The organism is Bradyrhizobium sp. JR3.5, from assembly GCF_054057015.1.
This window is the reverse complement of sequence record NZ_JBSRYV010000001.1, coordinates 577180-594233: the sequence shown is the minus strand read 5'-3', so window position 1 is coordinate 594233 and position 17054 is coordinate 577180. Positions and strand designations below refer to the sequence as shown.

At 61.2% G+C, this 17054-nt stretch carries 14 protein-coding genes; 4 read left to right on the top strand and 10 right to left on the bottom strand.

Translation table 11 applies throughout. From position 1 onward, the window contains the following. Positions 1-7 precede the first annotated feature (7 nt). Together asnB (ACVWW1_RS02915) and ACVWW1_RS02910 are read right to left on the bottom strand one after the other, a co-directional pair. Complete coding sequence (asnB, locus tag ACVWW1_RS02915) at positions 8-1951, bottom strand: asparagine synthase (glutamine-hydrolyzing) (RefSeq protein ID WP_456654790.1); 1944 nt, start codon at positions 1949-1951, stop codon at positions 8-10. Beyond that, positions 1951-2802: a winged helix-turn-helix transcriptional regulator gene (locus tag ACVWW1_RS02910; protein ID WP_456654789.1), complete on the bottom strand. Its 852-nt coding sequence runs from the start codon at positions 2800-2802 to the stop codon at positions 1951-1953. The genes asnB (ACVWW1_RS02915) and ACVWW1_RS02910 overlap by 1 nt, the downstream gene beginning before the upstream one ends. A 736-nt stretch (positions 2803-3538) precedes the next feature. Between ACVWW1_RS02910 and ACVWW1_RS02905 the strand changes: the two genes are divergently transcribed. From ACVWW1_RS02905 to ACVWW1_RS02890, 4 genes are all read left to right on the top strand, one after another. Then, positions 3539-4723, top strand: a complete 1185-nt coding sequence (locus ACVWW1_RS02905; RefSeq protein ID WP_456654788.1) for a glycosyltransferase family 4 protein — start codon at positions 3539-3541, stop codon at positions 4721-4723. A gap of 522 nt (positions 4724-5245) precedes the next feature. Continuing rightward, the gene (locus ACVWW1_RS02900; protein ID WP_456654787.1) at positions 5246-5410 is read left to right on the top strand and encodes a hypothetical protein; all 165 of its coding nucleotides are present in this window, start codon (positions 5246-5248) and stop codon (positions 5408-5410) included. Positions 5411-5430: 20 nt separating this feature from the next. After that, entirely contained in the window at positions 5431-5916 is a 486-nt protein-coding gene (locus ACVWW1_RS02895; protein WP_456654786.1) for a hypothetical protein, read from the top strand. 7 nt (positions 5917-5923) lie between these two features. Then, on the top strand, positions 5924-6790 hold the full coding sequence (locus tag ACVWW1_RS02890; RefSeq protein ID WP_456654785.1) for a hypothetical protein: 867 nt from the start codon (positions 5924-5926) through the stop codon (positions 6788-6790). Positions 6791-8666: 1876 nt separating this feature from the next. Here the strand turns inward: ACVWW1_RS02890 and ACVWW1_RS02885 are convergent. The 8 genes from ACVWW1_RS02885 to ACVWW1_RS02850 all read right to left on the bottom strand — a co-directional run bounded on the left by ACVWW1_RS02885 (position 8667) and on the right by ACVWW1_RS02850 (position 16895). Continuing rightward, positions 8667-9701 carry a glycosyltransferase family 4 protein gene (locus ACVWW1_RS02885; protein WP_456654784.1) on the bottom strand — a complete coding sequence of 345 codons (1035 nt, stop codon included), beginning with the start codon at positions 9699-9701 and terminating at the stop codon, positions 8667-8669. A 122-nt stretch (positions 9702-9823) separates the two neighbouring features. After that, a complete protein-coding gene (locus tag ACVWW1_RS02880; protein WP_456654783.1) occupies positions 9824-10753 on the bottom strand; it encodes an NAD-dependent epimerase/dehydratase family protein in 930 nt (309 codons plus the stop codon). Between the two features lie 3 nt (positions 10754-10756). After that, a complete protein-coding gene (locus ACVWW1_RS02875) occupies positions 10757-11608 on the bottom strand; it encodes a class I SAM-dependent methyltransferase (RefSeq protein WP_456654782.1) in 852 nt (283 codons plus the stop codon). Further along, complete coding sequence (locus ACVWW1_RS02870; RefSeq protein WP_456654781.1) at positions 11598-11738, bottom strand: hypothetical protein; 141 nt, start codon at positions 11736-11738, stop codon at positions 11598-11600. Before ACVWW1_RS02870 ends, ACVWW1_RS02875 begins: the two co-directional genes overlap by 11 nt. Positions 11739-11787: 49 nt before the next feature. After that, entirely contained in the window at positions 11788-12168 is a 381-nt protein-coding gene (locus tag ACVWW1_RS02865; protein ID WP_456654780.1) for an acyltransferase, read from the bottom strand. Between the two features lie 231 nt (positions 12169-12399). Further along, on the bottom strand, positions 12400-13497 hold the full coding sequence (locus ACVWW1_RS02860; protein WP_456654779.1) for a glycosyltransferase family protein: 1098 nt from the start codon (positions 13495-13497) through the stop codon (positions 12400-12402). 3 nt (positions 13498-13500) lie between these two features. Then, on the bottom strand, positions 13501-15339 hold the full coding sequence (gene asnB / locus ACVWW1_RS02855; RefSeq protein WP_456654778.1) for an asparagine synthase (glutamine-hydrolyzing): 1839 nt from the start codon (positions 15337-15339) through the stop codon (positions 13501-13503). A 2-nt stretch (positions 15340-15341) separates the two neighbouring features. Next, positions 15342-16895, bottom strand: coding sequence for a lipopolysaccharide biosynthesis protein (locus tag ACVWW1_RS02850; RefSeq protein WP_456654777.1), 1554 nt, complete (start codon positions 16893-16895; stop codon positions 15342-15344). Between the last annotated feature and the right edge of the window lie 159 nt (positions 16896-17054).

Genomic DNA, 17054 nt, shown 5'->3' with positions numbered 1-17054 from the left:
GCCGCTATCACAGGGACACCTCCGGATTAGCTGACAGCCACGCCTGCGCCATCAAGACATTCCACAGCGGATAAGCCCAATTCGCGCCAGCCAGATGCGCCTGCCATCGCTCTCGGATCGGTGCGGGAGTGAACAATTCCTGATCCTTCAATCGTTTCTCAGACAACAATTCTTCCGCCCAGTCCCTGAGCGGCCCTCTCAGCCACTCCGCCAGCGGCACGCCAAACCCCATCTTCGGACGATCAAGCAGCGCACGCGGGACACGGCGATAGAGCACCTCGCGCAACGCCCATTTGGCAACGCCATCCCGGTACTTCAAATGCCTGGGCAGGGTCCAGGAAAATTCCACAACCCGGTGATCCAGCAGCGGAACCCGCGCCTCGAGCCCAACGATCATGCTCGCGCGATCGACCTTCGTCAGGATATCGTCAGGTAGATAGGTCAGCGTGTCGATGAGCATCATCCGGTCGAGAAAATTCGGCACGTCGATCGGGAGACGCTTGTCCCAAAGCACTCCCTTGGTCTCGGAGGCTCCGATCACCAGATCGTCCGGACTGTGCCAATGGCTCAGCATCCCGCGATAGAGTGCGTCGGGATCATCCTCGAGAATGGCCGGGGCGTACCGTTCGACCTTCGAACCAAGACCATTGATCCGCCAGCGGCCTGGCAGCACCTGGCCAATCTGGTCCAGGACACGCGACGGGACCGCACGGAGACCGCGAGCCAGCACACCGCGCAAAGCCCCCGGGGCGGGGCCGGTGACCTTTCGCATGTCGAGCGCGAAGGCGTAGCGGGCGTAGCCCGCAAACAATTCGTCGCCACCATCTCCCGAAAGCACGACCTTAACATGCTGGCGGGTCAGCTCGCACACCAGCGCGGTCGGCAGCTGAGAGGAATCCGCGAACGGTTCGTCGTACCATTGCGGGAGATGCTCGACCATGTCCAAGGCATGCGAGGCATCGGCGTACAATTCAGTGTGGTCGGTCCCGATATGACGCGCTACCTCGCGCGCAAAGGGCGCCTCATCAAACCCCTTCTCCGCAAAACCGATCGAGAATGTATTGATCTTTCGATCCGCGGTTTCTGCCATGAGGGCGGTCACAAGCGAGGAGTCTATTCCTCCCGATAACAGCGAACCGATCGGCACGTCCGCAACCAACCGGCGCCTCACCGCATCGGAGAGCAGAGCATCCAGGCGATTGACCGCTTCATTCTCGTCGATCTTTGATTTGCCGCGCACCGACTTCTCGACGAGGCCCCGGAGATTCCAGAAGCGCTCAATCGAGACTTCGCCGCCAGGCCCGGTCTTGAGCATGGTGCCTGGTTCGAGCTTGAAGGTGTCCTTATAGATCGTGAAAGGCGCCGGTATATAGTTGTGGCGCATGAACGAGGCCATCGCGTTGCGATCCACGACTGGCGCCCAGCCCGGAACAGCGCGCAGCGCCTTCAATTCCGAGCCGAAGGTCAGCACGCCGCCGATCACGCTCCAGTAGAGCGGCTTGATGCCAAGGCGATCGCGCGCAAGAACCAGGTCGCCCGTCTGCTTGTCATATAGCGCGATGGCGAACATGCCTATCAGGCGCGGCACGACATTCTCGATGCCCCATTCTGCGCAAGCCTCGAGGATGACCTCGGTATCCGAGTGGCCTTTGAGCCGACGATTTGTCCGCTCAAGATCGGCAGCGATCTCATTATGGGAGTAAACCTCACCATTGTAGATGATGACGAACCGCCCGCATCCCGACGTCATCGGTTGCGCGCCCGTTGGGGTTAGGTCACGTATCGCCAGACGTCGATGACCGAAGCCCACACCTCGCTCAGTGTCGAGCCATGTGCCTCGCGAATCCGGCCCACGATATGCGAGGCTGTCCGTCATTTCGTTGAGGACACGCTGCGATAGAGGACCCCGGCTGCCTTGCCGAAGTCGCAAGAAACCCGCAATGCCGCACATTAATGCGCCCCTCTCCCCTTGGCGGTAGACACAAATAAATTACTGAGAAAGGCGACACGGCGACTGGGCATTTTGCACATTCGGTACGGGATCGACGGACAGGACACGATGTTCCGATGACGGGGACTGAGCGACGTCCGCGGAAAGGCCGGTATTGCAGCAACAGGCATCACATGCGCCCGCACGATGTACCAAGCATCAATAATGTTCATTGCGGCGCATCCTGACGCTCGGAGAGGTTCAGGCCCAGCAGGCTTGGAGCAAGCACACGGCCCGGTCCGTAAAGGCGCACCGCTTCTTCGAAGGCCTGATTGGGATCGGCCACATCGGTGATCATCACAGCGTCGAATGGAACGGCAACGCGATCGTAGCCAGAAACGACCGGTATCCCGACAAAGCGAGTGCCGCCCGCATTCTGATGGACAATTGCAACGATTCGTGACACCGCAATCAACGGCCGACAGCAAAGCGATTTCCGCCAGATCCGACCTTCCGCAGAGCACGAGATTCTGGAATTGCTGCGCCTTCGCCAATTGCAGGACCTGCGCGCAATCGGCCTTGGCCTGACGAAAGAATGAGAAGGAAGACGACAGATACTCCATCGTCAGGCGCGACTTTTCAGCGAAGCCCTTTGGCGTCAGGTAATAGGCGTAGCGGCGCGCCGGCGCCTGGCTGACCTTGACAAGGCCCTTCTTGATACATCGCTTGAGATAGGCGTTAACGAGGCCAAGCGCGATACCGAGCTCCTCCGCGATGCGGCGCTGCGATTGCGCGCCGTCATCGACGGAATTCAGCAGATTAAGGACGATCCGTTCGTCCTCGCCGCTCGAATCCGGCAACGCGCGGTCCATTGAAACACCCCCTGTCGGCGACAGATAGCGCGTTCACGTTGTGAACGTCAAGTCGAACGTTCACGACGTGAACAATTCAATCCATTGAATTTGCTGCATAATTTTATAGCGCGCCAATTGATGTGCCCGGAGACGAGCGCCTTTCTCAGTCTGAATGCAAATGCTCATAGTGTTCGGCGTACCGATCGCATTCGCTCTGCGCTACAGCCGGCCGCGTTCGAGCGCCGACACATGGCCGCACCGCCACCCGCGGTAGCTGCGTGCAATGAACAATCCAAAGCGGGCTGACGGCAATGTCGGTGAACGACGACGCGCTCTCGCAATCCGGCTCCCGCTTTCCGCCTCGGAATGAGTGGTCACCACATTCGATAAGCGCCGTGTTGGTGGAGCTGGCGCAAATCAAGAGCAACTGCGTCGAGGCTACTACTATCATCCGCGCGGCAGCAGCAGGCGCTCTTATAGACCCAGACGGCACAACCAGCGCGCCCGCCCGAGATTCGTCCCCACCAAATCCGATGATGTCGCACGCGAACCATGCGGCAGGCCGCCGCACTGCTGGTGGCCGTGCATTGTCCCGTGGTATGACTGCGGCCCTTCGTGACGATGGCGACAATGCTGATCGGCCCACCACTCCGGAGTTGCGGACCTGCCGCGGCCTTCGAGACGACACAGATTTCTCACGCGCCCGACTACCAATGACATCCGGGTTTTCCGACAATCCTGCCTCGACTGATCAATGAATCCCCAAGAAACCAAGCTGAAGGGTCGCATCCTCTACATCGCTAATGAGGACTGGGCGTTCCTGCTCAATCGCCTGCCAATGGCGCGGGCAGCGCGTGACGCCGGCCTTGAGGTTCATGTGGCGACCAATGTGGGCAGCGGCGCCGCCTCCATCAAGGCGGAGAACTTTGTACTTCACCGGATTCCCTTCCAACGCGGTCAACGGGCGATGCTCACGGCTGCTGCAGCGCTGAAAGCCATCCGGGAGGTGGAGCGCGCGATCAAGCCAAGCATCGTGCACCATTCCGGCGTGCAATGCTGCGTCTTTGGCTCACTGGCTGCGCTCGACCAGAGATTCCCTGTCGTCAATGCGATCACCGGGCTCGGCTACATCTTCACGTCATCGAGCTTGCAGTCACGTCTGCTGAAGCGGGTCCTGACGCGACTGCTTCCCTGGCTGCTCAACCGAAATCGCAGCTACACGATCGTGCAAAATCCGGATGACCGCGAGGCACTGATGGGGCTCGGTGCCAAGGCCGACCGTATGACGTTGATCCCGGGATCTGGCGTTGATGATCAATCATTGCAGCCGTTACCTGAGCCGGCAGGCCCGATCACGGTCGGATTCGCAGGGCGATTGCTAGTCGACAAGGGCATCCGCACGCTAGTTCGCGCCCATGGCCTGCTGCGCGATCAAGGACACGATATCAATCTCATCATCGCTGGAAATCCCGACCCGGCGAATCCCTCGTCCGTGTCGCACGAAGAAATCGAAGCCTGGACTGCGCGGCCAGGCATCACCTGGCTCGGGCACGTCGACAACATCGCCTCGCTGTGGCGCGCTTCGCATATCGCGGCGTTGCCGTCATATCGTGAGGGACTTCCGGGCGCGCTGATGGAAGCAGCCGCCTGTGGCAGGCCCTTGATCGCCACGGACACCCCCGGCTGCCGCGAGATTGTGCTTGCCGATCAAACCGGCCTCTTGGTTCCTCTCGAGAACCCGATAGCACTGGCAAGCGCAATTCTGCGGCTCGCCGAATCGCCTGAGCTGCGGGCAAGGTTCGGTGCTGCGGCGAGACGCCGTGTGTCGGAGCGATTCTCCGCAAGGATCATCGGTCACACGATCACGCAGCTCTATGGTAACATATTAGCGCGTGGTGAGACACCATTGACTGCTTCGAACGCCCGAACCGATCGGTAACCGCGACCTCGCCGATCGCGGCTCACTGAACAAGTGAACTGACGCAGCTGGCGTCAAAGCAATGTCCCTCACAGGCCATGACCGATGTATCGTGCCTGGGCTTGATACCACCATCAATCTCCGGGCTCCCGCGCCAGCGGCCCACCTATGAATGCGGCAGTTGCCCGAGAAATCTCGTGAACGCCTCCATGGATCTGGCCCACAAAAACTCCGCAAGCGGAGACCTGGCTGGATCTGGGCTCCCTGCCGCTCGTTTCACAATTGGCGACTTGTCAACCTGCTTCCTGGTGTTTACAGGACAACGCAATCGTTAAGCAGCGACCAGAGAGTTCCGCTCATGGAAGTCACTCGGGCTCACCCGAAATCTTGGGCGGCCTCGGTCCCGGGACCAGCCATATCTGTGATGACCGGGAGAGCCCAGGCGAACGAAGCAAGCACGGCGCTGGCGCGGAACCGCAGCGCTGTTCGCTGAACCGGTCCAGTCGCGCGGAGACGGCAACCTAGCTCAAGACACGCTGCATCATGCTCGCCATGCTCGGCATCCGCGCCTTGCGAAAGATGACGAAAGTCATCATGCCAATTGTTTCTTCGTTGAAAGATCAGACGCTTACTCTTGACCCCGAGCAGGTTAAGTTCTCGAATCTTCGAATCCGCAGGCCGCCAGCCACACCCACCGGCCGCGCATGACCTGCAATAGGACTGGCAGCATGAATACGAACGAGATCGCGATAGCGGGCAAGACTTCAACGCGCGTGAGCTTGGGCGTATTGATCAGTCTCCATGTCGTCGCCTGCTGCGTCTCGCTCGCCTACCTCAGCCGCAGCTACGGCAACTTCCACATCTTTTATGATCCCGAACTGCTCAACGGCGCGATCGCAACGATCGCCGCGTTCGCCGCTCTCTCCTCCCTGTTCCTCCTCGTTCCATTCAGCTTTGGCTATTTTCTCAGCTTCTATTTCTACACGATGATCCTTGGATACCTCTGGCTGAATTGCTTCTCCCGCTTCGAGTACAACCACTGGCTCAGCGGAGCCTCTGCCGTCGCATCGATGATAGCATTCATGGTGCCATCGCTCCTCGTGACATCTCCGATCCGACGAACGTTCACGATTGGCGAAGCAACCTTCGACCGCGCGCTGACAATTATCTTGGCAGTTGGCGCGGGCCACGATCCTAATAGCCGCAAGCTATAGCTTCAAGATGGTCTCGCTCGGGGAGATGTACGACTTCCGCGACAAGATCAGCATGCCCTCGCCGCTCGTCTACTGCATTGGAGTCGTTTCGAACGCACTGTTGCCCTTCATCTTTGCTTGCTTTTTGGAGCGGCGGAACTACTGGCGAGCCGGACTGACGCTTGTTCTATTGCTGCTCGTCTACCCAATCACCCTCAACAAGATCGCGTTCTTCACGCCAACGTGGCTTCTTGCCATGGCTGTACTGACGCGCCTGCTCGATTGCCGGACTGCAGTTGTGCTCTCGCTATTCGTGCCACTGTCTATCGGCGTCGTCTTGTACGTCATCCTCGGCATCAGCGACATGCGCTATCTCGATATCATCAATCTTCGGATGATTGCTACGCCTTCAAATGCAATGGATATCTACAACGATTTCTTCTTCAGTCACCCTCTCACGTCCTTCTGCCAGATTACATTTGTCAAAACTCTCGTCTCGTGCCCCTATTCGGTTCAGTTAGGGGTAGTCATGCAGCAGGCCTACCGGCTCGGTAATTTCAACGCCTCGCTTTTCGCCTCCGAAGGGATCGCTTCGGTAGGCCCTCTCCTGGCGCCGATCCCGGTTTTGGCATGCGGACTTGTAGTCGCTCTCGTCAATCGGTTATCCTCGGGCCTTCCTCCCCGCTTCATCCTTGTATCGGGTGCGATCCTTCCCCAGATCCTCTTGAATGTGCCGTTCACGACAACCTTGCTTTCGCACGGCGCCGCCGTTCTTTTCCTGCTATGGTATCTGACGCCCGCTCAGTCTTTGCTCGCAGAGTGCGAACGTCCGTCGCCGCCGAGGGAAGGCTTGAGGAGCGCCTCGCATGACCATCAAGCGTTCAATGTTGGTTAGCGATCGCATTCGCCGCGAGCCAACCCGCATGTAACCCTGACCTACTCCGCATCCTGATCTGCAAACTGGACACGACATGTCGAAGCGATTTCAGCGGAGGCTCGTTCTCGCGACCATCTTTGGAGCGATCTTATACATTCCGCTCGCGCTCTACCTCGATACACTTCCGCCTTGGCGTGACCCGGACCCGGGACTCATCCGCCCGCCATTCAGGCATTTTGGCGGCAACGCCTGGCAATATCTGACGCTTATCCCGGGCACCGTCTCGGACAGCAATGAGGCACCCAGCCGATCTCGACTCGAAGTGACGGAAGACCGTCACGCTCTCGGACCAGCTCATACGACGCACGTGGACATCGCCGAGAAAGGAAACGGACGCTACTCCCATTGGCAATCGTCCTTGATTTTTTCGGCGAGCGACAACACCGACCCGAATACAAACGGGCGCGCCTACCGAGTCATTGATCCAGACGCTAAGGATCCCTTCGTATCGCTCCGAGCTCCTCATCGTCCAAGTCTGTTGAGCCGACTATTCCTGTCCAGGTTCGATCACTGAACCTCTCGGTCCTCCCAACTCGCACGTTTTGCATCTGGAAGAAGATATTCGCGAGCGGTCAGAACCCGGGTGCCCAAGAAGCGGATCAAGGGGCCTTTGACCGGACACCGAAGGCAACACCCAGAGCCAGCAAGATCAATCCCATCGCGAATCGCATTGGCATAGTGGAAAACGACGTCCTGCATGTTCTCAATGTGCAGAACGTACTCGGGATTCAAATAGTCGTCGTTGTCGGATCGGCTCGATTAGTAGCCGTAGATCTGGTCGGCGTTCGCCCAGCCTGCTTTGGTATATTTGGCGGCAATCTCCGCTCGCAAGATGCCGCGCCACACGTCGTACCTGTAAGCCGAAATCCCGTAGTCTGGATACCAGGTAGTCGTGGCCACCGGCGGCAAACTTTACTAGCACATGGCCACCGACACCGAACGCCCACGCTCCGATTCCATTTTTGCGAAGAATTTCGGAAGTGATCACTTCGCGCTGACCACAGAAGCCGCATATCAGCGTGCGCTTCTGAAGAAGGCCTTCGCTCCAAAGTCAGCTGCGCGTCGATCAGTGTCAACTGAGCAAGAGCTGCGGAAAGAAACGCTCAATTGGCGTCAGCGAAAAGTCGCCCGGTTCACAGTTTTAGCTGGTGTAGTGCACTACAAGCGCGATCCGGTTCGCGTAGGCGATATCGTCAGTCTCCGAAGGCCGTCTCATCAGTTCGGCGTCCGGAACCTCGCCGACTGTGCGCCCGCTCACATAGTCGTATCCGGGTACACCAACTTGCCTGCCTCGCGATTGCCTAGGCAGAAGCTGCGACGCAGAGATGGTCAGCAGCAAGATTGCGACGACGGTCCGCAGCAGAGTCGGCCTTCTGAGCCTCGGCAGGATACTCAGCCAGCTCATCCGCGCGACGCTCTTCGTTGAGGGCCTCTGTCAACCTCCATACTGCACTTGCATGGACGCAAGAAAATTGGTGTGCTTCGACAGATTATTTTCAAGCGATGAGAGCGTGAATAGCTCAATTGAGCTATTCACCATGCAGATTTGCCCCGCCAGAAACCTGCAGAAACACTGGTGCAATCTGAAACCCAACAACCACATTCGCTAACCAGACGACGGAGCGCTGGGTGACTCTGCCAGCGCGCCTGGAAGATTGTGGAAGGTTTGCAGGCCGCAGGAATTGCGTCGAGCGCAACTCAAATATCAAGCGATGAAGAACAGACTATCTTGCTGAATTGCCGAGATTCAGCGGCGTGGCGCCTGGCTCGACGATCCCGGTGCTCTCTTAAGGGGTAGCGTGGGATCACGCCTTGCCGCCCCGGACGCTGCCCTTCAACTCGCGGCGGCTTGCCGGATCGCGTCCGAAAAGCTTCGTGCGAACGCGCGGACATTGTCATGCTGGTGCGGGACAATGTTTCGTACCGTCGGAGGGCTATTGATCTCAGAAACCTGCATCAGATGATCCGCCAGCGCGACCGGGTCATCGACACCGAAATAGCGGGCGGCGCCCGAGGTCTGCTCGCGGTGCACGTCGATATCGGACAGGACCATCGGAACGCCGAACGATTTCGCCTCCTCGACGGTCGTGCTCCATCCCTCGAAGCGCGATGGGTTCAGCAGCGCGGTCGAAGTCCGCAGCAGCGCGTAGACATGCGGCAGCGGGATAGTGCCGAGGTGACGGAAGTGCGCTTCCAGGCCTCGTTCTTGGAGCTCGGAATTGACCAGATCATAGTACCCCGGCTCGCGCCGATCTTCGGTGCTGCCGGACGCACAGACAACGACATCAACCCCACGCGCTTTCAGGATCGTCAAAGCATCGACGACCAGTTGATGGTTCTTGTGGCGATAGAACTGGTTGGGCAAATAGAAATAGTTCGCCGGCAGTTGATAAGTCGCGATCACCTCCGACGGGTCCGTATTCAAGAACGCTTGTGGCGGCTGGGTCGCGAAGCGAACGACGTCGACCCGATTTCCGGCACGCGGATAGCAGGCCTTAAAATCGCGCAATGCGCTCTCGCTGCTCAGCATGATGGTCCGTCCGGACGCGATCTGAACCCGAAAACCAATCTCGCGGCGCCAGCGTGCCGTCGCTGGAAACAACTGAGGCAGCGAACGGTGTTGCAGATCCGGAATCCACGCAACCGCGGGGATAGGCAGCCTCCAGCCGAAGAAGCGTGCTGCTTCGACAACAACATCGATCCGCGCGGAGCGAAACGCTGCCGCCGCTCCGCGATCCAGACCAAGCACGAGCGCGGCAGCCAGACCTGGCTGTCCATCGAATGCTTCCGATCGGACGATCTCGACATCGGGTGTTGCGGCAAGCTCGGCGATTTCATTCTCATCGGCGTTCTTCCCGGCAAAGACCACCGGAATGAGTTCGCCGGGCAGGAACCTCGCCAGCGCTGCGAACAGATTGCGCTGATAATTGTAACCGCCGGCCCAAAGCCGCCGCGAAATGTGACTGAACGCGATCCGCAACGGACGCGGCATCACGAAGCCTGCCCCTTGAACCAGGTCACGTAGTCGCAAAGGCCACGGTCAAGCGGAATGCGCCAATCGAACCCTATCCGGCGTAGCCTTGTCTCGTCGGCCAGCAGGCTCACGGGATCGCCGGCCCGGCTTACTCCCGAGTGCCGCACGACGGTGTTGCTGCCCCATTGCCGGATCAGGCCAGTTGCGATGTCGGCGACACTCGTCCCGCGGCCCGACCCGCCATTGATGATCCGGAAGGTCTCCTGCGACGGCGTTTCCGCGACCGCCGCAAGCAGCCTCGCAACATCGCGAACGTCGGTCCAGTCGCGGATCTCGTTGCCCGTCCCGCCAAGGGTGAGCACCGGCTCCCTGGCCGCCAGCCGCGAGCAGATGTCCCAGAGCAGCTGTTTGCGCAGATTGGGTCCATAGACCGAAAACAGCCGCACCACGGTGCAGTGGACGCCAAACGACTGCGCGTAGCTGCGGCACAACTGCTCCATCATGAACTTGTGCTGCCCGTAGGGCGACATCGGAGTTGCGATGGCACTCTCAGCGATAGGGCCGAGGTGGTCGGCGCCATAAACGGCAGCACTCGACGCGGCGATCACTGCGCAATTCGGCGCGGATCCGCGCAGCCATTCGAGCAGCCGCGCGGTGCTCGCGACGGTCCGCGAAAAATCTTCGAACGGCCGTTCGATCGAGACGCCGACGGACGATCCGCCGGCCAGGTGAAATATCCGCGCCGGAAGCCCGTGCGCAGCCGCAAGCGTGTTGAGATTGGCAGCATCGATTTCGCCGTTGACCCAGCTCTGCAGGCCGACCCGCCGGGCTTGCGTTGCGTCGAGCGTCCCGTGTCCGACGCCATGCACCGCATGGTCCGCCCCCGCCAGCTCATGCACGAGATGGCGGCCGATGAACCCGTTCGCGCCTGTGACCCAGACGATCATCGCTCAGGCCTTGTGGCAGATAAAGGAGTAGAGTCGGCCCGGTCGATTGTCGAAACGTTCGGCAATCGACAGCAGCGCGCCAAAGACCTGGCGTGACGCAAGCGCAGTTCGCCACAACGGCGCCACCGGAATCTTTTGCGTCAACTTCATCATGATCGCGGCCTTCAAGGTCTCCAGCGTATAGGGAAACAGGTTGATCGGGCTCCGCAGCGGCGCCAGCGTATCGATCGCGGAAAACCCTGCTTTGGTCAGCGCGCCGGTGTAGCGATCGAGCAGGAAGGCATGTTCGCCTCCGTAAAGGTGGTGCAACGGATGCTGCGCGAGGAACTGCGGAAGATCCGCCTCCTTGCTGATGACATGCTCGCGCGCTGCGATCAGCATGCCACCGGGCCGCAGCACGCGAAACATCTCACAGCACGCCCCCTCGAGATCACGCGTATGGTGCAGAACAGCACGGGCGAAGACGAGATCGAATGTCGCATCGGCGAACCGCAGCCGCTCGGAAAACTCTTCGACCACCTGGATCGGCAGTTGCGTCTGTTGCGCCAGACCTCGGATCGCCGCCGCTCCCACGATCGCGCTGGGATCCGGCTCGAGCGCCGTCACGGCAAAGCCGCTTCGGGCGAGCGCGTAGCTCGCAATGCCGCGCCCGGCCCCGACGTCGAGCGCGGTTCCGGAGCGCCGGGTCAGCAGCGAGGCGACCGCCTGCCACTCAGTGCTCTGGAAATAGCGTTCGGCAGCGCCGGCCAGGGGATCGTCGTAGAATGCGTCGAGCACAAGCTGGCGCTGGTCGGGCTGATTGCGCAGCCAGACCACCGCATCCTCCCAGGTGGTAAACTTGCGCTCACCGTTCATCGGGGCCAAGCTCCCTCACCAGGACCGCCGGATTGCCCGCCACGATCGAATACGCCGCGACATCCTTCGTCACGACCGCGCCGGCCGCGACGATCGCGCCACGCCCGATTGTCACGCCGCGCAACACCATCGCACCCGCACCGATCCAGGCGTCATCGCAAATTCTGACCGGGCCCTCGTCAAGCGAGACATCTTTCGGATGCCCGCGCGTGAAGATCTGCTGGACCTGACGATGCCGTTCCACCGCCCGCAATGGATGCGTGAGATTGTCGAAGACCATTCGCCGAATGCGAGATCAGGACTCGGTTGCCGATCTCGATCGAGGCAGCCGACCAGATCCGGGTTCCCTCTCCGATGTAGCACCACTCGCCGATTTTGATCTCTCCACCATGCGCGAAGGTCATCAACTCCCCGCGGATGACGCTATTATCGCCGATGACAATTCGATCGCTGTCGCCACGCGTGTTGCGAATGCGCGCTGTCCGCATCAATTTCGTATCCGCTCCAAGGCGGCACGTTGCCCGCCTCACGAGTCGCTGCAGATAATAGTCGAGGTTCATCTGCTCAACTCACATCCAGGCGATGGCATATGTCTCACTTGCCCTCTCATCGAGCCGGCTGCGCTGTGTGGGTCGAACAGACTTGATCATGCCCTCCCATCGCCTCGCCCGCAATCCGGACAATTCGGCGAAGCAAGTCCGTCGGTTCCCATTTCAGCTGATGGATCAAGTCACTTGCAGACATCATCTCGGCCCGTTCGCCCGCCCCGCTGGTCCGGCTCTGTGCACCCTCTAGCACGGCTCGATCCGCGCGACGAGATCGTTAAACTGTGCCCATTGCGAGGCCTTGCTGTAGATCTCCTGCACGCGCCTCCTGCCGGATGCGGCGATCCCGGCCCATTGCGGCCAATCCTGCAGGCTGCCTGAAATCGCCTCGACGGCCCTTTCGGGAGTGTCGTAGGTGCGCATCGTGACACCCTCCTGCATCGCCTCCGGATAGTTGCCGGAATCCGACACGAGCAGCGAGCCGCAGCCCATCGCCTCGAAGCAACGCATGTTGCCACGGTCGTTGCCGGCCATGTCGATTGCGCCGTTGAGCACGATCTTCGCTGATCCGAACAGTTCGTAGAGGTCCCTGCCAAACAGCGGCCATCGCGCGATTCGCGCGATGACGTCGGGCCTGCGGTGCTTTTGCAGCGGCAGCAACCGACCGACCGCGCTTTCGGCAAGCCGTGTCAGCCGCGACGCGTCGAGGCAGAACACGATCTTGCGTTCAGCGGCCAGTGCCGCAACCTGTTCGAGCGTTCTGCCCCGCGCGCTGTGATGCCGCGAATATCCACCGACAAACGCCACATCGATCGGCCGTTCGCCATGGCCGTACTGCTCCATGACAGGATCGATCGCGGGGAAGAACAGCTCCGCCCGGCAGCCCTTGCTACGCCAGGCCTCGAGGATCGAGGGGAAGTTTCCAAGCACCGCGCCGTAGGCAGTCAGGTCGGCATTACCGGAAGGCGCCGCGCGCCAGCACAATGTTTTCTTCACGCAGCCGGGAAGCTTGGCGACGAACGCACTCGGATAACGCACCGGATCGAGATTGTAGAACACGTCGGTTCGGTGATGCTCGATCTGCGCGAGCAGAATGGCTTCGAGCGTCGGCGTCCCCTTCATGCCCTGCTCGCGCGCCCACTGGCGCTGCAGCACCTCGTCGTCGCCATTGGTGAAGAAGGCTTCAGGCGCACCGTCGAGCACGGGCTCGAGAAAATGCGCCGCGCCGAAGCGATCGTGCAGGAACACGTCGCGACGTGCCGCGAAGGTTGACGCTTTTGCCGCAAGCTGGTTCAGCCGCGGCAGATAAGACGGATAGAGACCGCTATTCTGGAACAGACGCATTGGTTATACGGACCTTGCCAACATCCATTTCATGTTCAGGTATGGCCAGATCCGGCCGACGGATTCCCAATCCCAGCTCTGCGATGCCGTCAAGTGGCCGACCGTCTTTCGAAGCGGGGCTTCGTCGACGAACTCGGCAAACGCCGGGACATTGCGATTGAGCAGCTCATTGGTCCAGCCCGCCAACGGCCCGTTCAGCCATTCCGGCATCGGCGAGTTGAAGCCGACCTTGCGGCGCGCGGTGCGGATGCTTTCGGGCATCAGGTTCGCCATCGCCTGCCGCGCGACCACCTTGGTCATCCCATCGGCCGACTTGCTCGTTTCCGGCAGCGCCATCGTGTAGGTCACCAGCCGCCAGTCCATGAACGGCATGCGCACCTCGATCCCGTGCGCCATCGAGAGCCGGTCGAAATTGCGCAGAATGGTCGGCAGCGTGGTCGAGTGGAACATGCGATAGAGACGCCGGTTCAGCGCGCCCCACGCGTTCGGCAATTCGTCATCCTCGGCGACCAGCGGCAGCGCGGCAGGAATCGCCGTCGGCCCGCCCCGCAGGAAATAGTGCCCCTGACGCCTGATCATCTGCGCCCGCAGAAAGTCGATGCCGCGTTGCGCGAGTTGCGATCGTGACGTGAGCGCGGCGGCAGCGTTCCGGATCCGGAACGCGGTCGACTGCCCCTCTTGCAGGTAGGCGCCCATCAATTCGTCCGCTCCGTGGCCGTCAAGCGAGACGGTGACGTTAAGGCGCCGGAGTTCGCGATAGATCAGCCACGGCGCGCTCGGCAGGCCGATATAGACGTCGTCGTTGTCGTCAAGGATCCGATCAAGGTCGGTGAGCGCATCGGAGCGCCCGATCTCGAGAAAGCTCGGCGCCACGTCGGCCCACGCGGCCGCCTCCTCCGCCATCGGCCGCTCGTCATTGCTGGCGCCGGGAAAGGTCGCGACAAAGGCGTGTCGCCAGGCCGTGCTGTCGCGCGGTCCCATGCCGGCTTTCTCATGAGCGGCCATCGCACAGATCACCGCAGACGAATCGAAGCCACCGGACAGGCAGGTGCCGATCGGAACGTCGCTGCGCATGCGCAGGGCGACGGAATCCTGAAACAGGTCGCGAAAGCGCGCGACGCGTTCGGATTCAGTATCAGGGATCGCGGGCAGATGATCCACGGTCCGCCACCAGCGGCGCACCTGCACCCGCCCCTGGCGCAACCACATGCAGTGGCCGCCCTGCAGACGACGGAGTTGCGCGAACAGGGTCCGCTCGCTGCCTTCGATCCCGAACGGGTCAAGCAACAGCCGCCGCGCCACGTCGATGTCGAGTGACGTCTCGAGCAGCCGGCTCCGCGCCAGCGCCCGCTGCTCGGATGCGAAAACGAACCGCTCGGACGACAGCGCGTACAGCAGCGGCTTGACGCCGAAGCGATCGCGGGCAAGGAACAGCTCGTCCGTCGTCGTATCGTAGATCGCCAGCGCCCACATGCCGTTGAAGCGCAGCAGCATGTCTTCGCCCCACGCCTGCCAGGCGGCCAGGATCACCTCGGTGTCGGACTGGCTGCGAAAGACCGTGCCCTTCGCCTCGAGTTCGCGGCGCAATTCGAGAAAATTGTAGATCTCGCCGTTATAGACGATCACGTGGCGCCCATCGCCCGACACCATCGGCTGATAACCACCCTCGCCGGGATCGATGATGGCGAGCCGGCGATGGCCGAAGGCGACGTTCCGCTTCGCGTTGAACCAGGTGCCCTCGCCGAACGGACCGCGATGCGCGATCAGGCTGGTGAGCCGCGAGATGTCGGCCGGGTCCACGGGGGCGCCGCGCAGATTGACGATGCCTGCGATACCACACATGTCTAGGCGGCCTTCAACGGCAAGAAGCGAGCAATGATGACGCGGAGATCGCGCCAGCAGACGGCGCGATAGGGACCAAGCTGCGACACGGCGACGGCGGCGACAAAGATCGCCGCCGCCGACACGCCGTAGAGCGACACCACATACCACCATGACGGCGCGTGGTCGAACGACACATGGCCAAGCTGCGCGCGCAGCACCAGCGCAACGGCGATGCCGGTGCCGAGCGGAATCAAGACGAAATGCAGCATCCGTGACCACATGGCCGAGAGCCTGAAGGTTCGTCGCAGCAACAGCACCGTGACGACCATCTGGGCAACCATCCCCACGCAGGAGCTCCAGCCGGCGGCCTGCCAGCCGAAATATGGCAGCGCAATGGCGCTGGTCGCCAGTGTGAAGATGCCGGTGACAAGCGAGATCAACGCGTTGAAACCGGAGCGTCCCTGCGACAGCAGATAGAATGCGAACACGTTGGCGCTCGACCCCAATATCCCACTGATCGCAAGCACCACCAGCACCAGCTGCGCCTCGGCGGCGACCTCGGCGCCGGTCCATCGATACAGCAGCGCCCCCGCAACCGGGATCAGGCCGCCAAGCGCGCTCGCGGCAAGCACGTTGAGAATCCAGGAGGAGCGAAGCAGCAGGTCGACCTTGCGGTCGTCATCTTCCTTCTGCAGCGTGCTGAAGAACGGGAACAAGATCTCGCCGATCTTCAACACGCCGATATAGACCGCCTCCTCCAGCCGCTGCGCGACGCTGTAGAAGCCGACGAATTGCGGCTGCAGCAGCGCCCCGAGCAAATAGCGGTCTGCCTGCCCGGCAAATAGCGCGCCGCTTTGCGCCGCGACCTGCCAGCCGCCAAGCTTCACGAGTGCGCGCAGCGCACTGCGATCGAGCGCGGGCCGTGCCAGCCAGTCGCTGATGGCATGTCGCGACCAGGCGAAGGCCATCACGAGGTTCGTTGTGAAGCCCAATGCCTGACAACCGAGGAAGGTCGAGGCACGCGGCGCGTACGGGATCAACAGCAGCATCGACATCGTCGTCACCACCGTGCCCGTGATGCTGATCGACGCGATCCGCCGATAATCCTGGCGCGCCGTGAACAGCGAGAGGAAGACCGCGAACAGGCACTGGAACAGCCAGCCGACGCCGGCCAACGCAAAGGCCAGCCCGAGGTCGTCGGACGCCGGACCACCCAGGTGAAATCCCAATCGCGCGAGCGGCGGTCCGGCAAGGACGAGCAAGGCCGCGATCAGGCTGCCCCCGGTGACGGCGAGCGCAAGGGCGGTCGCGAAGAAACGCCGCGCCTCGCCGCGATCGGACGGTTCCAGCCGTTGCGCGAGTTCGCGCGCCGTCGAGAGGCCAAGCGCATTGCTGAACATCAGCGCAGGCGCGACGCAGGCAGTCACTAGGCCCGCAACCCCGAAGGTGGCGAGGCCGAGCCGGAAGATCACGAATGGCAGGATCGCAAGGTTGAGCAGAACCGCGACCGCGAACGCCGTCGCATTCCATGCCGAGTTGCCGAGCAGATGGGACGGACCCTTTTTCACCGCCATGCCCGTTTTCCGTCCATCGCCTTGATGCGCCTCAAGTGCCTCTTCCATAAGGGCAAAACTCATTCGGATGGCGACGGGCTAGCAGCCGGCGCAGTGATTGTCGAGGGTTGGTGGATGGCGGGGCCTGCAAGCAGGTGTTGGGAAGCCTGAAAGACCGCC

Coding starts and splice junctions, on each gene's coding strand:
- ACVWW1_RS02890 (WP_456654785.1), top strand. CDS start 5,924: ATGGTCTCGCTCGGGGAGATGTACGACTTCCGCGACAAGATCAGCATG.
- ACVWW1_RS02865 (WP_456654780.1), bottom strand. CDS start 12,168: ATGAACCTCGACTATTATCTGCAGCGACTCGTGAGGCGGGCAACGTGC.
- ACVWW1_RS02860 (WP_456654779.1), bottom strand. CDS start 13,497: ATGCGTCTGTTCCAGAATAGCGGTCTCTATCCGTCTTATCTGCCGCGG.
- ACVWW1_RS02900 (WP_456654787.1), top strand. CDS start 5,246: ATGCTCGCCATGCTCGGCATCCGCGCCTTGCGAAAGATGACGAAAGTC.
- ACVWW1_RS02880 (WP_456654783.1), bottom strand. CDS start 10,753: ATGATCGTCTGGGTCACAGGCGCGAACGGGTTCATCGGCCGCCATCTC.
- ACVWW1_RS02895 (WP_456654786.1), top strand. CDS start 5,431: ATGAATACGAACGAGATCGCGATAGCGGGCAAGACTTCAACGCGCGTG.
- ACVWW1_RS02905 (WP_456654788.1), top strand. CDS start 3,539: ATGAATCCCCAAGAAACCAAGCTGAAGGGTCGCATCCTCTACATCGCT.
- ACVWW1_RS02875 (WP_456654782.1), bottom strand. CDS start 11,608: ATGAACGGTGAGCGCAAGTTTACCACCTGGGAGGATGCGGTGGTCTGG.
- asnB (WP_456654778.1), bottom strand. CDS start 15,339: ATGTGTGGTATCGCAGGCATCGTCAATCTGCGCGGCGCCCCCGTGGAC.
- ACVWW1_RS02910 (WP_456654789.1), bottom strand. CDS start 2,802: ATGGACCGCGCGTTGCCGGATTCGAGCGGCGAGGACGAACGGATCGTC.
- ACVWW1_RS02870 (WP_456654781.1), bottom strand. CDS start 11,738: ATGGTGTTGCGCGGCGTGACAATCGGGCGTGGCGCGATCGTCGCGGCC.
- ACVWW1_RS02850 (WP_456654777.1), bottom strand. CDS start 16,895: ATGGCGGTGAAAAAGGGTCCGTCCCATCTGCTCGGCAACTCGGCATGG.
- asnB (WP_456654790.1), bottom strand. CDS start 1,951: ATGTGCGGCATTGCGGGTTTCTTGCGACTTCGGCAAGGCAGCCGGGGT.